The sequence below is a fragment of the Shinella sp. HZN7 genome, assembly GCF_001652565.1.
GTDB classification, from domain to species: domain Bacteria; phylum Pseudomonadota; class Alphaproteobacteria; order Rhizobiales; family Rhizobiaceae; genus Shinella; species Shinella granuli.
In genome coordinates this window covers 2,016,396-2,035,577 of sequence record NZ_CP015736.1, presented here as the reverse complement: position 1 = coordinate 2,035,577, position 19,182 = coordinate 2,016,396, and the positions used below count along the sequence as shown (strand labels likewise).

At 67.1% G+C, this 19,182-nt stretch carries 14 protein-coding genes; 6 read left to right on the top strand and 8 right to left on the bottom strand.

Going from position 1 to position 19,182, the window contains the following annotated elements:
• Window positions 1-128 precede the first annotated feature (128 nt).
• Window positions 129-6,584, bottom strand: a complete 6,456-nt coding sequence (locus tag shn_RS09845) for a hypothetical protein (RefSeq protein ID WP_064330240.1) — start codon at window positions 6,582-6,584, stop codon at window positions 129-131.
• Window positions 6,585-7,113: 529 nt separating this feature from the next.
• Here shn_RS09845 and shn_RS09840 point away from each other — a divergent pair.
• Complete coding sequence (locus tag shn_RS09840) at window positions 7,114-7,482, top strand: Hpt domain-containing protein (protein WP_064330239.1); 369 nt, start codon at window positions 7,114-7,116, stop codon at window positions 7,480-7,482.
• A gap of 203 nt (window positions 7,483-7,685) precedes the next feature.
• On the top strand, window positions 7,686-8,006 hold the full coding sequence (locus tag shn_RS09835; protein ID WP_064330238.1) for a 2Fe-2S iron-sulfur cluster-binding protein: 321 nt from the start codon (window positions 7,686-7,688) through the stop codon (window positions 8,004-8,006).
• Window positions 8,007-8,442: 436 nt separating this feature from the next.
• Here shn_RS09835 and shn_RS09830 read toward each other — a convergent pair whose 3' ends face one another.
• Window positions 8,443-9,054 carry a DUF922 domain-containing Zn-dependent protease gene (locus tag shn_RS09830; protein WP_064330237.1) on the bottom strand — a complete coding sequence of 204 codons (612 nt, stop codon included), beginning with the start codon at window positions 9,052-9,054 and terminating at the stop codon, window positions 8,443-8,445.
• Window positions 9,055-9,294: 240 nt separating this feature from the next.
• On the opposite strand from shn_RS09830, the gene folP reads away from it, so the two are divergent.
• Genes folP through folK form a run of 3 tightly spaced genes read left to right on the top strand, consistent with a single transcriptional unit; the run spans window position 9,295 to window position 11,067 of the window.
• A complete protein-coding gene (gene folP / locus shn_RS09825) occupies window positions 9,295-10,167 on the top strand; it encodes a dihydropteroate synthase (protein WP_064330236.1) in 873 nt (290 codons plus the stop codon).
• 23 nt (window positions 10,168-10,190) lie between these two features.
• Window positions 10,191-10,559: a dihydroneopterin aldolase gene (gene folB, locus shn_RS09820; protein ID WP_064330235.1), complete on the top strand. Its 369-nt coding sequence runs from the start codon at window positions 10,191-10,193 to the stop codon at window positions 10,557-10,559.
• A complete protein-coding gene (gene folK, locus shn_RS09815; RefSeq protein WP_064330234.1) occupies window positions 10,549-11,067 on the top strand; it encodes a 2-amino-4-hydroxy-6-hydroxymethyldihydropteridine diphosphokinase in 519 nt (172 codons plus the stop codon). Before folB ends, folK begins: the two co-directional genes overlap by 11 nt.
• Here the strand turns inward: folK and shn_RS09810 are convergent.
• The 5 genes from shn_RS09810 to shn_RS09790 form a co-directional block, all read right to left on the bottom strand.
• Window positions 11,060-11,608, bottom strand: coding sequence for a hypothetical protein (locus shn_RS09810; RefSeq protein WP_064330233.1), 549 nt, complete (start codon window positions 11,606-11,608; stop codon window positions 11,060-11,062). The two genes, folK and shn_RS09810, sit on opposite strands and share 8 nt — an antisense overlap.
• Before the next feature lie 200 nt (window positions 11,609-11,808).
• Window positions 11,809-12,870, bottom strand: a complete 1,062-nt coding sequence (locus shn_RS09805) for a YcjF family protein (RefSeq protein WP_064330232.1) — start codon at window positions 12,868-12,870, stop codon at window positions 11,809-11,811.
• A complete protein-coding gene (locus shn_RS09800) occupies window positions 12,867-14,342 on the bottom strand; it encodes a YcjX family protein (protein ID WP_064330231.1) in 1,476 nt (491 codons plus the stop codon). Before shn_RS09800 ends, shn_RS09805 begins: the two co-directional genes overlap by 4 nt.
• Window positions 14,343-14,500: 158 nt before the next feature.
• Window positions 14,501-15,025, bottom strand: a complete 525-nt coding sequence (locus tag shn_RS09795) for a histidine phosphatase family protein (protein ID WP_064330230.1) — start codon at window positions 15,023-15,025, stop codon at window positions 14,501-14,503.
• A 73-nt stretch (window positions 15,026-15,098) separates the two neighbouring features.
• Window positions 15,099-17,069 (bottom strand): bifunctional diguanylate cyclase/phosphodiesterase, encoded by a 1,971-nt coding sequence (locus shn_RS09790; protein WP_064330229.1) that lies wholly within the window; start codon window positions 17,067-17,069, stop codon window positions 15,099-15,101.
• Between the two features lie 345 nt (window positions 17,070-17,414).
• Between shn_RS09790 and dksA the strand changes: the two genes are divergently transcribed.
• Window positions 17,415-17,834, top strand: a complete 420-nt coding sequence (gene dksA / locus shn_RS09785) for an RNA polymerase-binding protein DksA (RefSeq protein ID WP_064330228.1) — start codon at window positions 17,415-17,417, stop codon at window positions 17,832-17,834.
• Window positions 17,835-18,007: 173 nt separating this feature from the next.
• On the opposite strand, the gene shn_RS09780 is transcribed toward dksA, so the two are convergent.
• Window positions 18,008-19,012 (bottom strand): flagellar biosynthetic protein FliO, encoded by a 1,005-nt coding sequence (locus tag shn_RS09780; protein WP_064330227.1) that lies wholly within the window; start codon window positions 19,010-19,012, stop codon window positions 18,008-18,010.
• Window positions 19,013-19,182: the final 170 nt, after the last annotated feature.

Sequence of the window (19,182 nt, the reverse complement as noted above, 5' to 3'; positions counted from 1 at the left end):
CGGCCGGAAATCGGCGGGCCGGGACGGTCGGCGTCATCAAAGGTGCGTTATCGGCGCCTTCAGCCAGAAGCCTCAACGCAGAACGGCCGCCTTGCGGGCGGCCGTTCGATCCCTTCTGTCCGCTTCGCTTAGCTGAAGCGGCCCGCGGCATGGGCCAGCATGGTGTAGACCTTGCCGGTGTCCGAGGTGAGGTAGGTCTGCGTCATCACCTTGTCGCGGTCGTTGCGGGCCACATCGGCGAGCAGCTTCTCGAAATCCGAGATGTAGCGGTCCACAGCGGTGCGGAATTCCGGCTCGCGCTCGTACTTGCGCTTGATCTCGTCGAAGGTCTGCTGGCCCTTCAGCGTGTAGAGGCGGCGCGTGAAGACGTCACGCTCGCCGCGCTGGTAGCGGCGCCACAGGTCGACCGAGGCATCGTGGTCGATGGCGCGGGCGATGTCGACCGAAAGCGAGTTCAGCGATTCGACGACATGACGCGGGTTGCGGTTGTCCGGGCGGGCGGCCTGGCCGTCGGTGCGCGGCTGGCCGAACTGGGCCTCCTCGCGCGAGACGGCGCCGCGCAGAAGATCCCGCATCCAGCCGCCTTCGCCACCGGTGGTCCTGGCTTCGGCTTCCGCGGGCAGGGGCTGTGCGCGCTGCGGCACGGTCGCCGTCGCGGCACGCTCCAGGCCGAGGCTGCCGCGCAGTTGGGCCGGTTCCTCGCGGCGGGGCTCGGCGCGGGTTTCCTGCACCGGCTGTGCCTGCTGGACGACCCTGGCCTGGACCACGGCCGGGCGGGAGACTTCCAGCGCCGAGGAGGACTTGCTGATGATGTCGGACAGGTCCTGCAGGGCCTTGATCTGCTCGCTGACGGCGCGGCGCATCTGGGCGGCGCTTTCCTTGGCTTCTTCCGGCAGGTCGAAGGCGCCGCGCTTCAGCTCGCCGCGGGTCTGGTCGAGCTCCTTGCGGATATCGGCGGCGGCGCGGCGGATTTCCTCGGTCGCGCCGGAGAACTTGCCGACGGCTTCCTCGACGGCTTCGCGCAGCGTTTCGCGCATGACGGTCGTGGCGGCCTCGGACTTCTTGCCGCTTTCGGCAAGCATGCGATCGACATCGGAGAGCGAGGCGCCGACGCTGCCGCGCAGGCGGTTCGCCACTTCCCTGGTCCGCTCCTCGGCACGGGCGAAGGAGCCCTCGACCGACTGGCCCGCTTCCTCGCCGGCCTTGACCAGTTGCTCGCGCAACATATTGGCCGCGGCCTCGGCGCGTTTCTCGGTCTCGCCGAGAATGCGGCCGACTTCGGCGAAGGAGGTCTGGATGCCGCCGCGCAGGTTGCCGGCGATGAGGTTCGAACGCTCCTCGGCGCGGCTGAAGACGCCCTCGACCATGCCTTCGAGCGACTGCATGGTCTTCTCGATCTCCTCCGAGCGCTGCACGAGGCCGACGGAGAGCGAACGCAGCGCGTCCTGGCGCTCTTCCAGCGTCGAGACGAGGTTCGACTGGGCGGCGGCGAGCAGGTCGGAGGCCTGCGACAGGATCTTCGAGTGGTCCTCGAAGCGCCCGACGATGCCGCCGATCTGCGACAGCGTGCCGGACGAGATGTCGGACAGGCGGTCCACCTTGCCCTCGAGCAGGCGCGACGTGGTGGACACCATGTCGGAGGCGCGCTCGGCGGAGGTGGAGAAGCGCTCGGCCGTGCTCATCAGGCGGCTGTCGATGGCGCCGAGCGTTTGGCTGGCCGCATCGACGATGCCGGCAATGGCGCCGTTGCTTTCCGAAAGGCGGGCGATCAGGCTTTCGACATTGGCCGCAAGGCCGCTTTCGATCTCGCGCATCGTGCCGGCGGCTTCTTCCGTGCGGCTGGTGATGGCGGCGAGCGTGTCGGCCGTGCGGGCGGAGATCGCGTTGATGAGCGCGGCGTTCTCGTTGCGCAGGCGTTCGGCGCTTTCGCGGGCGACGCCGCTGATGCGCTCGGCAGCATCACGGGCGACACCCCCGATGCCCTCGGCAGCCTCGCGGCCGACGGCGGCATAGCTGTCGATGACCGGACGGGCCTCCTCGTCGATCAGGCGGGCAAGCTCTTCCGTTCGGCTTGCCAGCATGGAGTTGAGCTCGCGGGTGCGCTCGTCGAGCGTCGAGCGAATGGAGGCGCCACGGGCTTCCAGGGCCTTCTCGACGTCGCCGAGGCCGGCGCGCAGCGACTGGGCCTGGTCGGCGAGGCGGTTTTCCGTCTCGGCGAAGCGGGCAACAGCGGTCGCGGTGGTCTCCTCGACGGCGCGGGTGAAGGCTTCGTTGCGGGCCGAAAGATTGCCGGCGAACTCCTCGCCCGTGCGGGCGATGTTTTCGGCGGCGCGCTGGGCTTCGGCCCCCATTTCCTGGGCCGCGCGGGAAACCGCGCCGCGCAGCGACGAGCTGAGGCTGACGAATTCCTCGCCGGTCTTGGCGAGCGACTGGGCGGAGCGGATCGCTTCGGCGTCCATGTCCTGGGCGGCCTGCGAAACCGCTTCGCGCAGGGTTGCGGCGAGGCCGGCGGCCTTGCCGTCGATCGTGCGGTTGACGCTGTCGAGACCGATGGTCAGGGCCCGGTCCATCGTGCCGAGGCGTTCCTCGATGCGGCCGGTCTTCTCGTCGATCGTGCCGGCGATGCGCTCGGCGGCTTCGCCCGTGATGCGTTCGATGTCGCCGGTGCGGGCCGTGAGCGTGCCGTCGATGCGTTCGGCGGCTTCCCCGGCAATGCGGGCGATGTCGCTGGCGCGGCTTGCCAGCGTGCCGTCGATGCGCTCGGCGGCCTCGCCGACGGCGCGGCTGATCTCGTCGGCGCGATTGACGAGGGCACCATCGATGCGTTCGGCGGCATTGCCGACGGACCGCTCGATCTGGCTTGCCCGGTTGAGGAGCGTGCCGTCGAGGCGTTCGGCGGCCTCGCCGACGGTGCGGCTGATCTCGTCGACGCGGCCGACAAGGGCGCCGTCGATGCGCTCGGCGGCATTGTCGACCGTCAGTTCGATCTGCGTTGCGCGGGCCAGCAGCGTGTCGTCGATACGCTCGGCGACGTTGCCGACGGTCATCTCGATCTGGGTGGCGCGGGCAATCAGCGTGTCGTCGATGCGGTCCGCCGCTTCCCCGGCAATGCGGGCGATCTGGTCGGCACGGCTTGCCAGCGTACCGTCGATGCGCTCGGCGGCTTCGCCGGTGACACGCTCGATATCGGTGAGGCGACCGGAAAGGGCGCCTTCGATGCGCTCGGCCGCGCTGGCGCCGAGGCGCTCGATGTCGGTGACGCGGCCGGCAAGGGCGGCCGCGATGCGCGCCGTCGTCTCGTCGCCGATGCGCTCGACCTCGGCCATCGGCCGGGAGAGGGCTTCGGACACGCGCAGCGATACGTCGCCGCCGACGCGGTCGAGATCGGTGAGGCGTTCCGACAGCGTGTCGGAAATGCGCGAGGCGGCCGTGTCGACGAGGCCGGAGACGTGGTCGACGCTGTACTCGATGCGGGATTCGAGCTTGCCGAGGTTTTCCTCCAGGCGGCTGCCGGTCGTGTCGAAGCGATTGGCGACGCTGTCGACCGTCTGCTCCATGCGGTTGCCGAAGGTATCGGCCGCCTGGACGATCTTCGCCGAGGTTTCGACGAGGCGTTCGGCGACGGCGCCGACGCTTTCGCGCACGCGCTGGTCGAGCAGGGCGCCGCTGCCGTCGATGGTGCGGCGCAGCGCTTCCTCGTGCTGCTCCATGGACAGTTCCAGCATGCCGGCGCTGGTGGCGATCGAGGTGCCGATCGTGGTCACCTGGTCGTTCAGCGTCTCGGTGAGATGGTTGCGGCCCTCGGTGATGGCGAGGTTGATCGCATTGATGCGGTCGTCGAGCGTCGCGCGGATCTCGTCATGGGTGGTGACGAGCGAGCCGGTGAGCGCGGAGGCGCGGTCCGAGAGCTGTTCCATCGACAGTTCCAGCATGCCGGTGCTGGTGGCGATCGAGGTGCCGATGGAGGTGACCTGGTCGTTCAGCGTCTCGGTGAGCTGGTTGCGGCCCTCGGTGATGGCGAGGTTGATCGCGTCGATGCGGTCGTCGAGCGTCGCGCGGATCTGCTCATGGGTAGAGACGAGCGAGCCGGCGAGCTCCGAGGCGCGGCCCGAAAGCTGCTCGGCGATGGTGGCGGCGCGGCCGGAGAAGGCTTCGGCGAACTCGGCGGCCTGGCCGTGCAGGACGCCCGTGAGCTGCTGGTTGCCTTCGGACAGGACCGTCTCGACGCGCTCTGCCGCCGCATCGATGGCGGACTGCATGGCGCCGGCGCTGTTGGACAGGACCGAGGCGAGGTTGGCCGTGCGGCCCGTGATGGCGTCGTCGATCTGGCGGGCGGCGCCCGTCAGGGCGTTCTCGACACGGCTGGCGGCGGTGCCGACGGACTGTTCGAGCTGGCTGCCCGTCTCGTTAAGCATGGAGGAGAGGGCGGCGGTGCGCTCGGAAAGCGCGCTGTCGATGCGGTTGTGGCTGGCGGCGATCGTCGACGCGATCTCGTCGGCGCGGGTGCCGAGCGCCTCTTCCATGCGGGCCTGGGCGGCCTCGATGCCGCTGGCGATTGAGGTGCCGCGGGAATCGAGTGCCTCCGTCAGGCGGCGTTCGCTGCCGGAGATGCTTTCCACCAGCGCGCTGGCGCGGGCGCCGAGCGCTTCCTCCATGCGGGCCTGCGCGGCCTCGATATCGGTGGCGATGGCCGAGCCGCGGGAATCGAGCGCGTCCGTCAGGCGGCGTTCGCTGCTCGAAATGCTTTCCGCCAGCGCATCCGCACGGGTGCCGAAGCCGCTTTCGATGCGGTTCTGCACCTCGGCGAGGCCACCGAGAAGCGCGGCGGACTTTTCCGAGAGGACCGCGCCCATGCGCTCATGCGCACCGCTGACGGCATTGGAGATGGCGTCGGCATGGCCGGAGACGGCGCTTTCGATGACCTCCTGGCTGGTGGCGAGCGTCGTCGCCAGGGCGAAGGACTGGTCGGTGAGCGTGCTGCCGAGGCGGTCGATGCTGGAGGTAAGGATGCCGTCCATCGCGTCGCGGCCGCTGGCGACCGTTTCGTTGATGCGGGCAAGGCTCTCCATCAGCTTGCTGTCGAGCGAGCCGGCGCGCTGGTCGAAGGCCTGCGCGAATTCCTCGACGCGGTGGTCGAAGGCGCTGGCGATTTGGCCGACGGTCGCCTGCATGCGCTCGTCGAAGAAGCCGGTGCGCAGGTCGAGGTCCATGACCGTGTCGTCGGCGGCGTTCTTGAGGCTCTGGCGGAACTGCGCGCCCTTCTCGTCGAGCGCGGCGTTCATCGACTGGAGAACGTGGTCGAGGCCGCCGGTGACGGCCTGCTGGCCGATCGACAGGCTTTCGCTGATCTCGCGGGTGCGGGCGATCAGCGTCTCGTTGAGCTGCTTGGCGCGCTCGTTCAGCGCGGCATTCAGCTTTTCGGTGTTCGTGTCGAGCGAGGTGGCGCGGGTCTCGAATTGCTGCAAGAGGTCACGGCCGCGCGAATCGAGGGTCTTGGTGAGATGGTCGAGGCGGCTGTCGAACTCGTTGGCGAGCGCCAGGCCCGACGAGCTCAGCGTCGACAGCAGGCTGTCGGTGCGGGCCGACAGCATGGCGCCGATCGTCTGCGTCGCGCTGTCGGATTTTTCCATCAGCATGGCGGCGCGGGTGTCGAGCATGGAGGCGAAGGCTTCGCCCGAGGTGGCGAGGCGCTGGGTGATGTTGTCGCCGGCGCTGGCCAGCTCGTCCTTCAGTTGCTCGTGCGCGCCCGAGATCGACGAGCGGATGCGCTCGGCGTGGCTGACGATGGCTTCGCGCTCGGCACCGAGCTCCTGGACGAGGGTGCGCACGCGCATCTCGTTGTCGGAATAGCTGCGCTCGAGGGCGTTGACTTCCGAATGCACGAGTGTTTCGAGCTCGGTGGCGCGGGCGATGGTGCGCTCGATGCCCTCGTTCATCGCGGAGACTTCGCGGCGCACGGCCTGGCCGACGGTCATGATGCGGTCGCTGGCGACGGTTTCCGGCTCGGAAAGGCGGAGCGCGACTTCCGCCATGGAACGGGCGGCGCTGCGCAGTTCCTGGGCGCGGGAAATCATGATCGCGAAGGCGAAGAACAGCATGATCGGCATGACGATGGCGACGACCATGCCGATGGCGCCGGGCAGCGCCACGAGGTCGGCGACCGAGCGGATCTGCCAGATCTCGGGCGCATAGAGCAGATTGGCGACACCGAGCCCGCCGATGACCCAGAGAACGGACATCAGGATGGCCATGCGGATCGAGGCGCGGCCGGAGCGCACGTCGAGCGACTTCAGGATCGCGGCGGGCGTCTTGCGCGAGCCGTCATTGGCGGGCGTGAAGGCCGGGGTTTTCGGCGCCTGCTCGGGGCTGAGGCCGCGTGCGGCTTCGCCGGATGCAGGGCGATTGGCAGGTTTTTCCTGCGTCTTGTTGGGAGCGCGGCTTGCTGGTTCAGACACATGGGCCTCCGAAGCGTCCTTCTTCGAGGGCGTCTCCGGCGCCAGATCATCAAAGTCGATCTTCAGTGCTTCTTCCAGGGCCTGGAAGGCCTTGTCGTCGATCGACTCGGTGGGCTTGTTCGTCGCCATGCGGATACGCCTCGTTACCATGTCCGGGATCGGGCTTCATGCGCGCTGCCGCTGCTCAGGCGCATTCGAACCGGTCCGGTTGGTGGCCGGTCTTGCTGCATACCCTCATGGCATGCAGCGTCCGGGCCGCCGTTCATTCCAAATTCGCTCGATAGACCGAAAAGGCGAAGCGGTGTATCTCCGCCCACGGCTTATCCACCGGGACTATCCGGCCGTATCGTAGTGACACATTAGCCTGTATCACACAATTCATTGCCATCTCCCTTCGCCCGAAACTTAACAGGAAGTTAATATCGGGCGATTCTGTATCGCGATGGAAAACCTGCGAAAATGGCTATTTTTCAGCCGTTAACCATAGTTTGCGATTCATGCCCATTTTGCGCCGTCTTTTAATCGGATAGGCGCGCCGGCCGCGCAGAATGACGGTCCCATGTCCCTGTGCGGAACGACGGATACATCCGTGCCGCACAGACATCTGCGTGCACCACAAGGAAACAAGCGTACATCGCGTCTATAAGGATATTGGCAAATGGCAGCGCTCAACATCGCATTCGAGGCGCCCGACAATGCAGGCGGCATGTCCCATTCCGGGGAAAAGCCGATCGATCTGGTACACCTTGCCCGCCAGACCATGGGCGACAAGGGGCTGGAACTGGACGTGCTGCAGATGTTCGCGCGCCAGGCGCGCGCAAGCATGAAGGAACTGGCGATCTGCGAGGGCGCCGCCCGCGCTGCCGTCGCCCATCGCCTCAAGGGCTCCGCCCAGTCCGTCGGCGCCACCGCCGTCAGCAGGACGGCCGCCGCGCTCGAGGACAATCCGGCCGACGCCATCGCCCTTGCCGGCGTCGCCGCCGCCGTGGTCGAGGCGGAAAACTTCATCCTGAAGCTCTGCCGCTGATCGCCGCAGGCCCCGCCGTGTCTTCCCTGGCGCGGCGGGAAAAGCCGACGCCGCGCCCGGACCATCCGGAACCCGCCGGGCGCGCGATGTTGACTGGGGAGGGGTTTTGTTGGAAACGTCCGCGGAAAACCGGCGCGTTCGACCATCCTTCCGCCGGCCGTTCGTTCGCCCGCCCGGGCAGTCTTGAGGATCCGGAAGCCATCATGAGCAAACTCACCATCGTCGCCTTCGACGGCACGCGCCACGAACTGGATGTCGCCAACGGCTCCACGGTCATGGAAAACGCCGTGCGCAACTCCGTGCCCGGCATCGAGGCCGAGTGCGGCGGCGCCTGCGCCTGCGCGACCTGTCATGTCTATGTCGACGACGCCTGGAGCGCGATCGTCGGCCCGCCGGAAGCGATGGAAGAGGACATGCTGGACTTCGCCTACGAGGTGCGTCCCACCTCGCGGCTCTCCTGTCAGATCAAGATGTCGGATGCGCTCGACGGGCTCGTGGTCCACGTTCCCGAACGCCAGGCCTGACATCTTTTCCTTCAGACTGACTGAAGCGCTGGCCGAACCCGATCCGGTTTCGGCCAGCATCTTGTCGTCTCTTCTTTCCGCAGGAAGAAGAGATCGCGAAGTTCTGCGGGATCGGAAGAATAGAAGAACAAAAAAAGAGCCTCGCCGGTCGGTCAGGACGAGCGAGGCCAGGAGGGCGCATCGCAGACAGGAGAGGGAGGAGACACCTGCTGCTTTGATTGGGACGCGCCAGGAGAACCTGTTACAAACCGTTTCATGCAACTTCGGGAAGGAAAATCGTCTTCCCGTTCACTGTTGGTATGAAAATACGGTGATTTGCGGAATTGCGCTATCGCTAAAACTAACCAGTCATTTCATGCATGGGAATGCGCGCGGGCCTTGGCCCGGTCCCGTTCCATTAAAGCTCTTTCAAGAAATACCTGCCGGGGTGGCGTGTCTACTCGGCGCGGCTCTTCAGCCGGTGTACGAGCAGGCGCATCATCCGGTCGTTGAAGTTCTTCGATTCAATGCGGTCGAAGCGCGCCTGGTCGGCGTCGTGCTTCGACACGGCGTCGGCCGTCGCCCGGTCGACGCGCGCCTGCATGCGCTCGCAGTCGGCCTCGGGGCGCAGCGTCTTCAGCGTGCGTTCCAGGTTGCGGGCGTGGGTGCGGGCGATTTCGGCGTGGCGTTCCTCGTGGCGCTTGATGTCGCTCGAAAGCGTGTCCCAGATGAGCGCGAGCGACGGGGTGGCGCGCTTGCGGTGCTTCCAGCGCGGCAGGATGATCTCGGTGGAGAGCGTCACCCGCGCCTCGCCGACCGCGCAGCGGCTGCCGCGGCGCACATAGGTCACCGAGCCGCCCCATTTGATCCGGGTGGCGCCGGGGTGGCGCGCGCCGCTGTGTTTCATGACCGGGCCGCGCTTCGAGAGCTCCTCGTCGAGTTCGGCCGCCGTGCGCCCGCCGACGGAAAAATAGGCGAAGGTCTTGGAGGTGATGGTCTCGGCGCGGGCCGGCTGGAGCGCGAGGCAGGCGAGGGCGGCAAGGGCCATCAGGCGGGCGATGGTCGTCATTCAGTCAGCTTTCCTTTCGCCACCGGATGATCCGATACACAGGCCGGCTGAAGGCGCCGGTTGAACTTCCCCCAAGCTTGGGGCATAGGCTCGGCGAGCGCAACACCCTTTGCGGGACGCCGCTCGATACCCTTAGCTTCAAACCCGTTGATTTAAAGCTAAGGGTGCCGAGAAGATTCAAAGTATCGTCCTAGCGTCCCTGGCGTGCGGCGCCGTCGCTGACTGCGGAAGGAAACCGCCATGTTCTCGCCATTCGAACCCTTTCGCTGGGCGCTCGCCCATGGCCGGTCGCTGGAGCTGGGCCCCCGTGGCATCCTGATGGCGATCGTCAACGTCACGCCGGATTCCTTTTCCGACGGGGGCCGGTTCGACAGCGCGGACAAGGCCGTGGCGCAGGCCGTCCTCTGTCTCGAAGAGGGGGCGGAGATCGTCGATATCGGCGGGGAATCGACGCGCCCCGGCGCGGCTCCCGTGTCGGCGGCGGAGGAGCAGGACCGCATCCTGCCGGTCATCGAGGCGCTTGCGGGCACGACGGACGCGCTCATCTCGGTCGATACCTACCGGGCCGAGACGGCGCGGCTTGCCGTTGCGGCCGGCGCCCATATCGTCAACGACGTGCACGGCCTGCAGCGCGAACCCGACATTGCCGGCGTTGCCGCCGGGACCGGGGCGGGGCTCTGCATCATGCATACCGGCCGCGACCGCCAGAAGCGGCCGGATGTGGTGGAGGACCAGTATCTCTTCCTCGGCCGTTCGCTGGAGATCGCCCGGGCGGCGGGTATCGCGCGCGAGGCGATGGTGCTCGATCCCGGCTTCGGCTTTGCCAAGGATACGGACGAAAACCTCGAACTGATGGCGCGTTTCGGCGAGCTTTACGGCTTCGAACTGCCCATCCTGGCCGGCACCTCGCGCAAGCGCTTCGTCGGCGCCGTCACGGGGCGCGAGGCGGAAGGCCGCGATGCCGGCACGGCCGCCACCACCGCGCTGCTGCGGGTCGCCGGCGCGGCGGTCTTCAGGGTGCACGATGTCGCAATCAACAGGGATGCGCTGGCGATGGCGGATGCTATGCTCGCTGCGGGGCGCAAGGTGACGGCGCGCGAGGCGCGCACCTGACAGGCAGCCAGACAGGAAAGACCATGACCACCACCTACACGATCACGCTCAAGAACTGCGCCTTCTTCGCCCGCCACGGCCTGCACGATGCCGAGGAATTCCTCGGCCAGCGGTTCTTCGTCGACGCGGAGCTGGAGGTCAGGCCGCTGCGCCCGCTCTCCGACGATGCGATCGAATCGACCGTCGACTACGGCGTCGCTTTCCAGGAAATCGAGAAGATCGTCACCGGCCAGCGCCGCTATCTCATCGAGGCGCTGGCGCAGGAGATCGCCACCGTGCTCTGTGCCCGCTTCCCGCAGATTTCGCGCGCACGCATCACGGTGCGCAAGCCGAATGCGCCGGTGCCCGGCGTGCTGGACCATGTGCAGGTGACGGTCGATCATGCCGTTTGAGCCCTTCCGCCAGGCCGCGCTCGGCCTCGGCGGCAATATCGGCGATCCCGTGCGCGCCATGGCCGAGGCGCTGCGGGCGCTGGACGCACGGGACGATTGCCGCGTGACGGCCGTCTCGCGGCTCTACCGCACGCCGCCCTGGGGAAAGACCGACCAGGACTGGTTCTTCAACGCCTGTGCGCTGGTGGAGACGACGCTCGCGCCCGAGCCGCTGCTCGACACCTGCCTTGCCATCGAGCGCGACATGAAGCGCGAGCGCAAGGATCGCTGGGGGCCGCGCACCATCGACATCGATGTCCTGACCTACGACGGCGTGGCGCAATCCGGCGGTCGGCTGGACCTGCCGCATCCGCGCATGACGGGGCGCGGCTTCGTGCTGATGCCGCTCGCGGACGTGGCGCCCGACCTCGCGGTCGAGGGACGCACGGTGGCCTCGTGGCTGGAGGATGCGGATGTCGCGGGCATCGAGCCGGCAAGTGCCGGCCCGGAATGGTGGAAGGCTACTTGATCGAGCCGACGGCGATGTCGTCGAGATTGCGGTCGAGCGAGACGCCGATGACCGGCACCATCTTGTCCTCGACCTTCACCGAGATGGTGATGTTCATCTTGTTGTCGCCGTCCAGGCGCGCGATCATCGCGCCGTTCAGCTTCTGCCGGTTGATGCCGACGACCACCTTGTTGCCGTTGACCTGGCCGGAGGTGATGTCGAGCCCCTTGCCGGCGGCGCCGTCGAGGAACTTGCCCTTGTAGGTGCTGCCCGACCGGGTGATGAGGGCGGACATCGGCTGCTTGAAGACGCCCACGCGGCAGAAGCCGTCGAGCTGGATGCCGGCGCCCTTGGCCGGCGCGGTGTCGCCCGTCAGGTCGCAGGCGAACTTGGTGCCCTTGTACTTGCCGGCGACGATCTCGCCCTTGCCCTGCCAACTGCCGGTGACCTGCTCGAAGAAGGCCTTGTCGCGCGAGCCGGCGGAGGCCGGAAGGGCGACGGCGGTGGCTGCGAGGAAGGCCGCTACGGAGACGCGGGCGATCAAAGAAGTGCGCGAGTACATGAACGATCCTTGATGGGCGACGGCCATCCGGCCTGCTTGTGTGCGACGAGATTTGCTCGAAAATGGTTAATGGACGGTTTCCGCCCGTCTTGCCCTTCGTCATTTACCTGCGGTGCAGGCCCGGAAAACCGGGGTGTTGCAACGAGTCCACAGTTCTGCAGCGTCCTTTGCGCGTCGTGATTGAACCGTGGCGCGGCAGGTCACGCCTCCTCGCGCCGGCCGCCCGCCATGTTCGGTGTCAGGTCGCCGATGAAATCGCCGATGCCGGGCCGTTTCAGCGCGCGGAAAGGCATGGGCCGGCAGAGGTCCATGGCGGCGATGCCGATTCGCGCCGTCATCAGGCCGTTGATGACGCCTTCGCCGAGCCGGGCGGAGAGTTTCGAGGCGAGCCCATGGCCCAGCACCTGCTGCACCAGGCTGTCGCCCATGGCGATGGAGCCGGTGACGGCGAGATGGGCGATGACGTCGCGCATCAGCCGCAGCATGCCGATCTTGCCGGGGCGCCCGCCGTAGAGCTCCGCCATGCCGCGCACCAGCCGGCTGCTCTCGTAGACGACATAGCCGAGATCGACCAGCGCCCGCGGGCTGACGGCGGTGACGATGGAGACCCGCTTGGCGGCGCCGAGGATCAGCGCGCGCGCCTCGCGGTCGAGCGGCGCCATCAGCTCGCGCTCGGCAAGGTCGACGAGGTGGGCCGCGTCGATGATCTCGCCTTCGGTCTCGGCAAGGCGTGCGCGCCCGCGTGCCGTCTGCGGCCGGGCGGCGGCGAGATGCACGAGGCGGGCGAGGATGGCGCGGCCGACCGACGGGCTCGGCGAGAGGGCGGCCTCGGCGACGTCGCGCTTGAGGTCCTGCACGGCGGCGAGACGGCGCAGGCCGATCAGCTCGCGCGCGACGAGGCCGAGCACGGCGAGAACGGCGATGGCGGCGGCGGCGATCGCGAGATAGCCGAGCCAGTCGTTACGGCTGAAGAGGTCGCGGATCAGCGCATCGACCCAGAGGCCGATGGCGAGCGAGACGAGGAGCCCGAGCGCGCCGAGGGCGATGCGGCCGAGCGTCAGGCGGCGCTTGCGCGGGGTTGCGACCGGCGGCGTCAGGTCCGGCAGGTCGGCGGTGGTGGCGATGAAGGGATCCTCGGCATCCGGCGTCAGCGTGACGGCGTCGTCGAAGGCGGCGGGAGCACGGGGCCTCGTGCGCTCTGGAGGCTGCGGGGAGCCGCCGGGCAGCGAGAAGGCGGCGGGCTTGCGCGGGCGGTCGTTCATGCGAGCCGGTCTCCGATCAGGTATTGCAGCGCGCGGTCGAGGCGGATGTGCGGCACGGAAAGCTTCAGGCCGCCGCCCGTCTCCTCGATATGCGGCGGGCGGAAGCGCACGAAGTTCAAGAGATGCGGCGCCTCGCCTTGAGGCAAGGATTCAAGTTCCTTGAAAAGCGAATCCGGATCCTTCGGCAAGTCCCCGGGAAATATGGCTGTTTTCCGTTCGCCGTCGAAGACCTCGCCATTGATCCGCTCGCCGGCCATGGGCACGCCGACGATGACCGGCAGCTCCTCGCCGTCGTGCTTGACGGTCGCCTCGCGGGTGGCGCGCACGGAGGCGAGCGCCATCACCTCGATGCCGGCGCCGCTCATGCCGATGCGCTCGATGGCGCGCTCGACGAGGCGGCGGGTGACGGCTTCCAGCCGCGCATGGCTCTCGTGGTGCAGGTGGTCGGCCTTGGTGGCGGCAATCACGATGCGGTCGATGCGGCGCGTCACGAAGGAGGAGAGGAAGCTGTTCGTTCCGGCGCGGAAGCAATCGAGTACGTCGCCCAGCGCGCGCTCCAGGTCGTGCACGGCCTCGGCGCCGCGGTTGATTGCCTGCAGGGCGTCGATCAGCACGATCTGCCGGTCGAGCCGGGCGAAGTGCTCGCGGAAGAACGGGCGCACCACATGTGTCTTGTAAGCCTCGTAGCGGCGCTCCATCATGGCATGCAGCGATCCCCTGGCGGGGCGGCCTTCCTGAAGGTTCGGCAGCGGCGCGAAGGTGAGGGCGGGCGAGCCTTCGAGATCGCCGGGCATCAGGAAACGGCCGGGCGGCAGGGTGGAGAGCGAGCGCTCGTCGGACTTGCAGGCCTTCAGATAGGCGGTGAACGCTTCCGCCAGCGTGCGCGCCGTCGCTTCCTCGGCTTCGGCGGCAGGATCCATGGTGGCCGACAGCGCCAGCCAGTCGCGCGCCAGCTCCGCGCGGATGCCGGACTGCGCCAGCGACACGGTGTTCGCGCTGAAGGCGCGGAAATCCTGCGCGAGCAGCGGCAGGTCGAGCAGCCATTCGCCGGGATAGTCGACGATGTCGATCGACAGCCGTCCGGGCGAGAAGAGGCGGCCCCAGCCGGAGGCGCTCTCATAGTCGAGCGTCAGGCGCAATTGCGAGATGGCGCGGGTCGAATCCGGCCAGAGGCGGTCGGCGACCAGCGCGCGGATATGGTCCTCGTACTGGAAGCGCGGCACGGCGTCGTCCGGCTGCGGCTCCAGCCGGATTTTTGACACGCGCCCCGAGCGCCCCGCCTCGAACAGCGGCAGGCGGCCGCCGTTGAGGAGATTGTGCACGAGCGAGGAGATGAACACCGTCTTGCCGGCGCGCGACAGGCCCGTCACGCCGAGGCGGATCGACGGGTTGACGAGATTGGTGGCGCGGCCGGTCAGCGCGTCGAGCGCGAGCAGGGCTTCGTCGGTCAGGGTGGTCAGGCTAGGGGGCAAGGTCTCTTTCCAGCATCGAAGGCGATATAGGAAACGAAATCCGGCGGAAAAAGAGGCCGGCCCTTTCGCTCAAACCATGTCGCGCGCACGTCTGCAGCGGTTTTGCGCCAATGCGATGCGGAAAATCAAGGTGCCCGCCTGGAAGATCGCGATGCGCGTCAGTGCGCCGGGCGCGGCGTCATGAAGCCGGCAAGGCAGGCGCCGCGATAATCGTCCTCGGTCGGGCGTTCGTCGAAATCGAGGATGGCGAGGCCGGCCGTCGGATAGCCGAAGGGTGCGGCGGTCTCGGCGATCTCCTTGCCGACGAGGCGATGGAAGAATTCCTCGATCATCGGATTGTGGCCGACGATCATCACGGCGCTCTCCTGCCGCTCCGCGAAGGCGAGTTCGGCATAGGTATCGACCGAGCCGGAATAGAGGGAATCGACATAGTCGATCGTCAGGTCCTCGCTGACCGAGCGGTGGAAGGGCTCGGCCGTCTGGCGGCAGCGCGTGGCGGTGGAGGAGATGATGAGGTCCGGCCGGTAGCCCTGGTCGGCCGCCTCCTCGGCGATCACCTCGGCTTCGGCAAAGCCGTCGTCGTCGAGCGCGCGGTCGAAATCCGACTGGCCGGGCTCGGCCCAGGCGGCGCGGGCATGACGAAGGATGTAGAGCCGGAAGGCCGGCGTGCCGAGAGATGCCAAGTGTGTCCTCCATCCACCTGCGGCAAGCGATCCGAGCCGCGTTCCGACTTCATGTCTGTCCTTGCCGGAAAGATCAACCGGTTTTGCGCGCGGGCACGTTCACGATCGTGTCGGATGGCGCCCGGTAGGCCAGCGTGTCCTCCAGCCGCTCGGGCCTTGCGAAATAGTAGCCCTGCATCATGCGGCAGCCGAGGCCGCGCAGCGCCGCCACCTGCTCATGGGTCTCCATGCCCTCGACGATGCAGACGCAGCCGATGTTGCGGGAAAGGTCGACGATTGTCTTGACGATGCTGCGGCTGAGTTCGTTCGTGGCGATATCGACGATGAAGCTGCGGTCGATCTTGATCTTGGTGAGCGGCAGCCTGTGCACATAGCTGAGGCTGGAATGGCCCGTGCCGAAATCGTCGAGCGCGATGCCGATGCCGCGTTCGGCCAGACGCCGGATATTGTCCGCGGCGAGCGCGAAATTGCGCATGACGGCCGTCTCCGTCACCTCGATGTCGAGACGGGCGGGATCGATGCCGCTTCGCGCGATGATCTCGAGCAGCGCATCGACCGTCCTGTTGGAGACGACGTCGCGGGTCGACAGGTTGACGGAGAGGCGGATGTGATCCGGCCAGCTCTGCGCGGCCTCCAGCGCCTTCTGCATCAGGGTCTCGGTCAGGCGGCCGATGATGCCCGTCCGCTCGGCAGCCCGGATGAAGACGCCGGGCGACACGTTGCCGAGGACCGGGCTTTCCCAGCGGGCCAGCGCCTCGTAGGCGAAAATGCCGTTCGTGTCCGCATCGACCATCGGCTGGAAGACGAGGTGCATCTCCTTTTCGAAGTCGGCGGCGCACAATGCCTGCTGGATGCGGCCCTGTTCGTTGATCTCGGCCTCGTGCTCGGCGGAGAAGACGACCGCCGTGCCGCGAAAATTCTGCTTGGCGAGGTAGAGGGCGAAGTCGGCGCGGTCGAACAGCCGGTCGGCCGTGGTGCCGGCCTCGCCGAGGATGGAGATGCCGAGCGAACCAGAGACCCGCGCCGTCTGGCCGTTGAAGACATAGGGCTCCTGGAGCGCGGCGCAGATCTCCTCGCCGAGCGCATGGAGCCGCTCCGCGCAGGCGCCTGCCTCGAAGAGGATGCCGAATTCGTCGCCGCCGAGGCGGGCCGGAAACAGGCCCTGGCCGGCAAAGGCGGTGAGCCGTTCGCCGACCTCCATGAGCAGCTTGTCGCCGATGCCGTGGCCGAACGTGTCGTTGACCGGCTTGAAACCGTCGAGGTCGATGAGGCCGAGGGCAAGGCCGGTGCCGTTTTTCTCCGCCCGTGCGATCCGTGTTTCGAGCTCGGCGCGGAACTGGCGGCGGTTGGGCAGGTTGGTCAGGCTGTCGAGATTGGCAAGGCGATGGTTCTCGTCGCTGAGGCGCTGGGTTTCTGCCTGGCGCGCCGTCAGTTCCTTCTGCGACCGGATGAGGGCGCCGAAATCCCGGTAGTAGGTGAAGAGGATGAACACCATGGCGACGGTGACGAGCGCGACGTTGAGGGCGAGCGCGGTGAAGACCGGATTGCCCGAGGTGCCGAAGAAGATCGTGAACGGCCCGAGCACGATGGCCGTCAGCGCCAGCGCGGCGGCGCGCAGGTGCATCAGGCAGAAGATGCAGCCGACGACCGTGTTGGCGATGTAGAAGGCGACATGGGACTGCTGGTAGGCGTCGCCATAGGGATAGAGGCTGAGCGACCAGGCGCAGAAGCCGGCGCCGAGCAGCGCGGTCAGGCGATAGGTCGAGCGCAGCCGGCCGATCGCCTCCTCATGGGTGTAACGCCGGTTGCGGCTGAACCACCAGTGCACGAGGCGAAACAGGCTGACGGCATAGAGGGCGCCGGGAACGTAAAGGGTGAGATAGGCGGGGGCCGCGCCGAAATGGGTGATGGTGAGGGCGACAGTATTCGTCACGAGCATGAAGTAGAGCAGCGGCACCTGCTTGGTAAAGGCGGCAAGCTGCGCCTGGACGAGCTCCGGATTGCCGGATTCGATCGAAAGAATGGCCTTCGTCCTGCTGAACATCGATGCGCGTGCTCCTGCCCTTGCGGAAAGAGAGAAGCATGAGTTGCTAAAATAAGTCTGAATCCACGGGCGCAACAGGTTCGCGAAAGAAAATCGTCCTATCATCCATCCTCAATCGCGAGTCCGTACCTATATTGGGGGCAGGACGGAGCGGCAGGCGGGCGATCCGGCCGGCGATCCGGCGGTCGGTTTTGCCATCTCGTTGTAATCTTGATGAAATATTAGTCAGGCAAGGTTCAAATTAGAGGCAAGCGTGAAAAACCGTGGGTAAGTTTCTGCAGGCTTGAAACACGTTACCCGTGGGGATATACAGCGCGCCTTGAGATGTTCTTCAGGAGAATCGCGTTGAGTGAGAAGATCGATCTTAGCAATTTCGTCCTCGACGAGGACGATGAATTCATGAATGCAAACCAGCGGGCTTACTTTCGAGCGAAGCTGAACGCCTGGAAAAACGACATCCTGCGCGAAGCGCGCGAAACCCTCGACCACCTGGCAGAAGAAAGCGCCAACCATCCGGATCTTGCGGACCGGGCGTCTTCGGAAACCGACCGTGCCATCGAACTTCGGGCACGCGACCGCCAGCGCAAGCTGATCTCCAAGATCGATGCGGCGCTGCAGCGTCTCGACGAAGGCACCTACGGCTACTGCGAGGAAACGGGCGAACCGATCGGCCTCAAGCGTCTCGACGCCCGCCCGATCGCCACGCTTTCGATCGAGGCGCAGGAGCGCCATGAGCGTCGGGAAAAGGTGTATCGCGACGAGTAGGCCTTTCCGCGGATCCGAGGAGGTCCGAGGCAGGGTTCGCGGTGATCGAACACCGGATGTTTCCGGTGCTGGCAGGTTTCGTGCTGCCCGGCACCGGCAAGACCAAAATTAAGCCGCTGGAAACCCGCGCGTTTCCAGCGGCTTTTTTCTTGTCCGGTTCGGGTGAGGCTATCTTATGCCTTGCGGCTGGCGGCGATTTCACCGAGCAGGCGCGCCATTTCCGCTTCCGTTTCCTCGCGGCTTTTCGCGACGGGCTGCCCGTGGCCGATCGTTGCGGCGGTCTGCGTCGGGTTGAGCGTCGGCTGGGCGGCCGTGCGGGCGGTGGTGCCGGCTGCGGCATTGCTGGCCATTTCGGCTTCCAGGATCTTTTCGAATTCGCTGACCAGGGCCGGATTGTCGGCGAGCTGGGGCGTCGGCTTGGCGAGCGTCGGGGTGGCCATCGGGCGCTGCACCGGCTGGCCGGCGGTCGCCTGCGCGGTGGTCGTCGCCGTGGATTGGGGCAGGACGCGCTGGCGGTTCTGTTCGAGGACGTCTTCGATACGACGCTCCGGCGTGCGCTGCTGCGTTCCCGTCTGCACCTGCTGGGTCGTCTGGACCGGCTGGGCGACGGTCTGCACGGGTGTGGTGCGGGGGGCGGCGTCTTCGTCTCCGGCATAGAGCACCTTGGCCATGGCCGAGACGCCCTCCGGCGTTGCTGCAGGCCGGCGTTCCGCGGTGCCGCCGGTCGCCGCGACCGCGCCGGCCGAGGCGGCGGTGCGGGCCGCGACCGCGGTCTCCGCCGCCTTCACCGGTGTTTCCTGCAGCACCGGCGCAGGTTCGGCGCGCTCGGTCTTGTGGATGGCCCTTTCAGCCGGTTGGGCATTCGTGGCGGGCTGGGCACTTTCGGCCGATGCGGGGGCGATGCGCGTCTCGATGACGATGTCGGTCGGGCCGCCGATCATCAGGAGGTGTTCCACGTCGTCCCGGCGCACCAGCACGAGCCGGCGGCGCGTGTCGATCGCGGCGGCATCGAGCACGGCAAGGCGCGGCGCGCGGTTGCGACCGCCGCGGATGAAGGGCGAGGAGGGGCGGCCCCGGATGATCCAGAGCACCAGCGCGAGGCAGAGAAGGCCGAGCAGCACCACCACCGCGGCGATGACGAACTTCGTGCCGTTCTCTGCGAGAATCTCCTGGAACATGGCGCGGTCACTCCTTCTCAGCAGTTTGGCTCAGCAGTTTGGCTCGGCAGCTTGGCCTCTCGGGCCGATTGGCTGCATTTGACGGCTTTCCCCGGGGTCCTACAAGCGCGGCGCACCGGTTGTCCAGCGTGTATTGCCGTCGTCATCGTCGCGTAAGTATGGCAGGTTAG

Bases quoted from the DNA above. Each gene is read 5' to 3' on its own strand.
- shn_RS09845 (WP_064330240.1), bottom strand. From the start codon at position 6,584: ATGGCGACGAACAAGCCCACCGAGTCGATCGACGACAAGGCCTTCCAG.
- shn_RS09840 (WP_064330239.1), top strand. From the start codon at position 7,114: ATGGCAGCGCTCAACATCGCATTCGAGGCGCCCGACAATGCAGGCGGC.
- shn_RS09835 (WP_064330238.1), top strand. From the start codon at position 7,686: ATGAGCAAACTCACCATCGTCGCCTTCGACGGCACGCGCCACGAACTG.
- shn_RS09830 (WP_064330237.1), bottom strand. From the start codon at position 9,054: ATGACGACCATCGCCCGCCTGATGGCCCTTGCCGCCCTCGCCTGCCTC.
- folP (WP_064330236.1), top strand. From the start codon at position 9,295: ATGTTCTCGCCATTCGAACCCTTTCGCTGGGCGCTCGCCCATGGCCGG.
- folB (WP_064330235.1), top strand. From the start codon at position 10,191: ATGACCACCACCTACACGATCACGCTCAAGAACTGCGCCTTCTTCGCC.
- folK (WP_064330234.1), top strand. From the start codon at position 10,549: ATGCCGTTTGAGCCCTTCCGCCAGGCCGCGCTCGGCCTCGGCGGCAAT.
- shn_RS09810 (WP_064330233.1), bottom strand. From the start codon at position 11,608: ATGTACTCGCGCACTTCTTTGATCGCCCGCGTCTCCGTAGCGGCCTTC.
- shn_RS09805 (WP_064330232.1), bottom strand. From the start codon at position 12,870: ATGAACGACCGCCCGCGCAAGCCCGCCGCCTTCTCGCTGCCCGGCGGC.
- shn_RS09790 (WP_064330229.1), bottom strand. From the start codon at position 17,069: ATGTTCAGCAGGACGAAGGCCATTCTTTCGATCGAATCCGGCAATCCG.
- shn_RS09780 (WP_064330227.1), bottom strand. From the start codon at position 19,012: ATGTTCCAGGAGATTCTCGCAGAGAACGGCACGAAGTTCGTCATCGCC.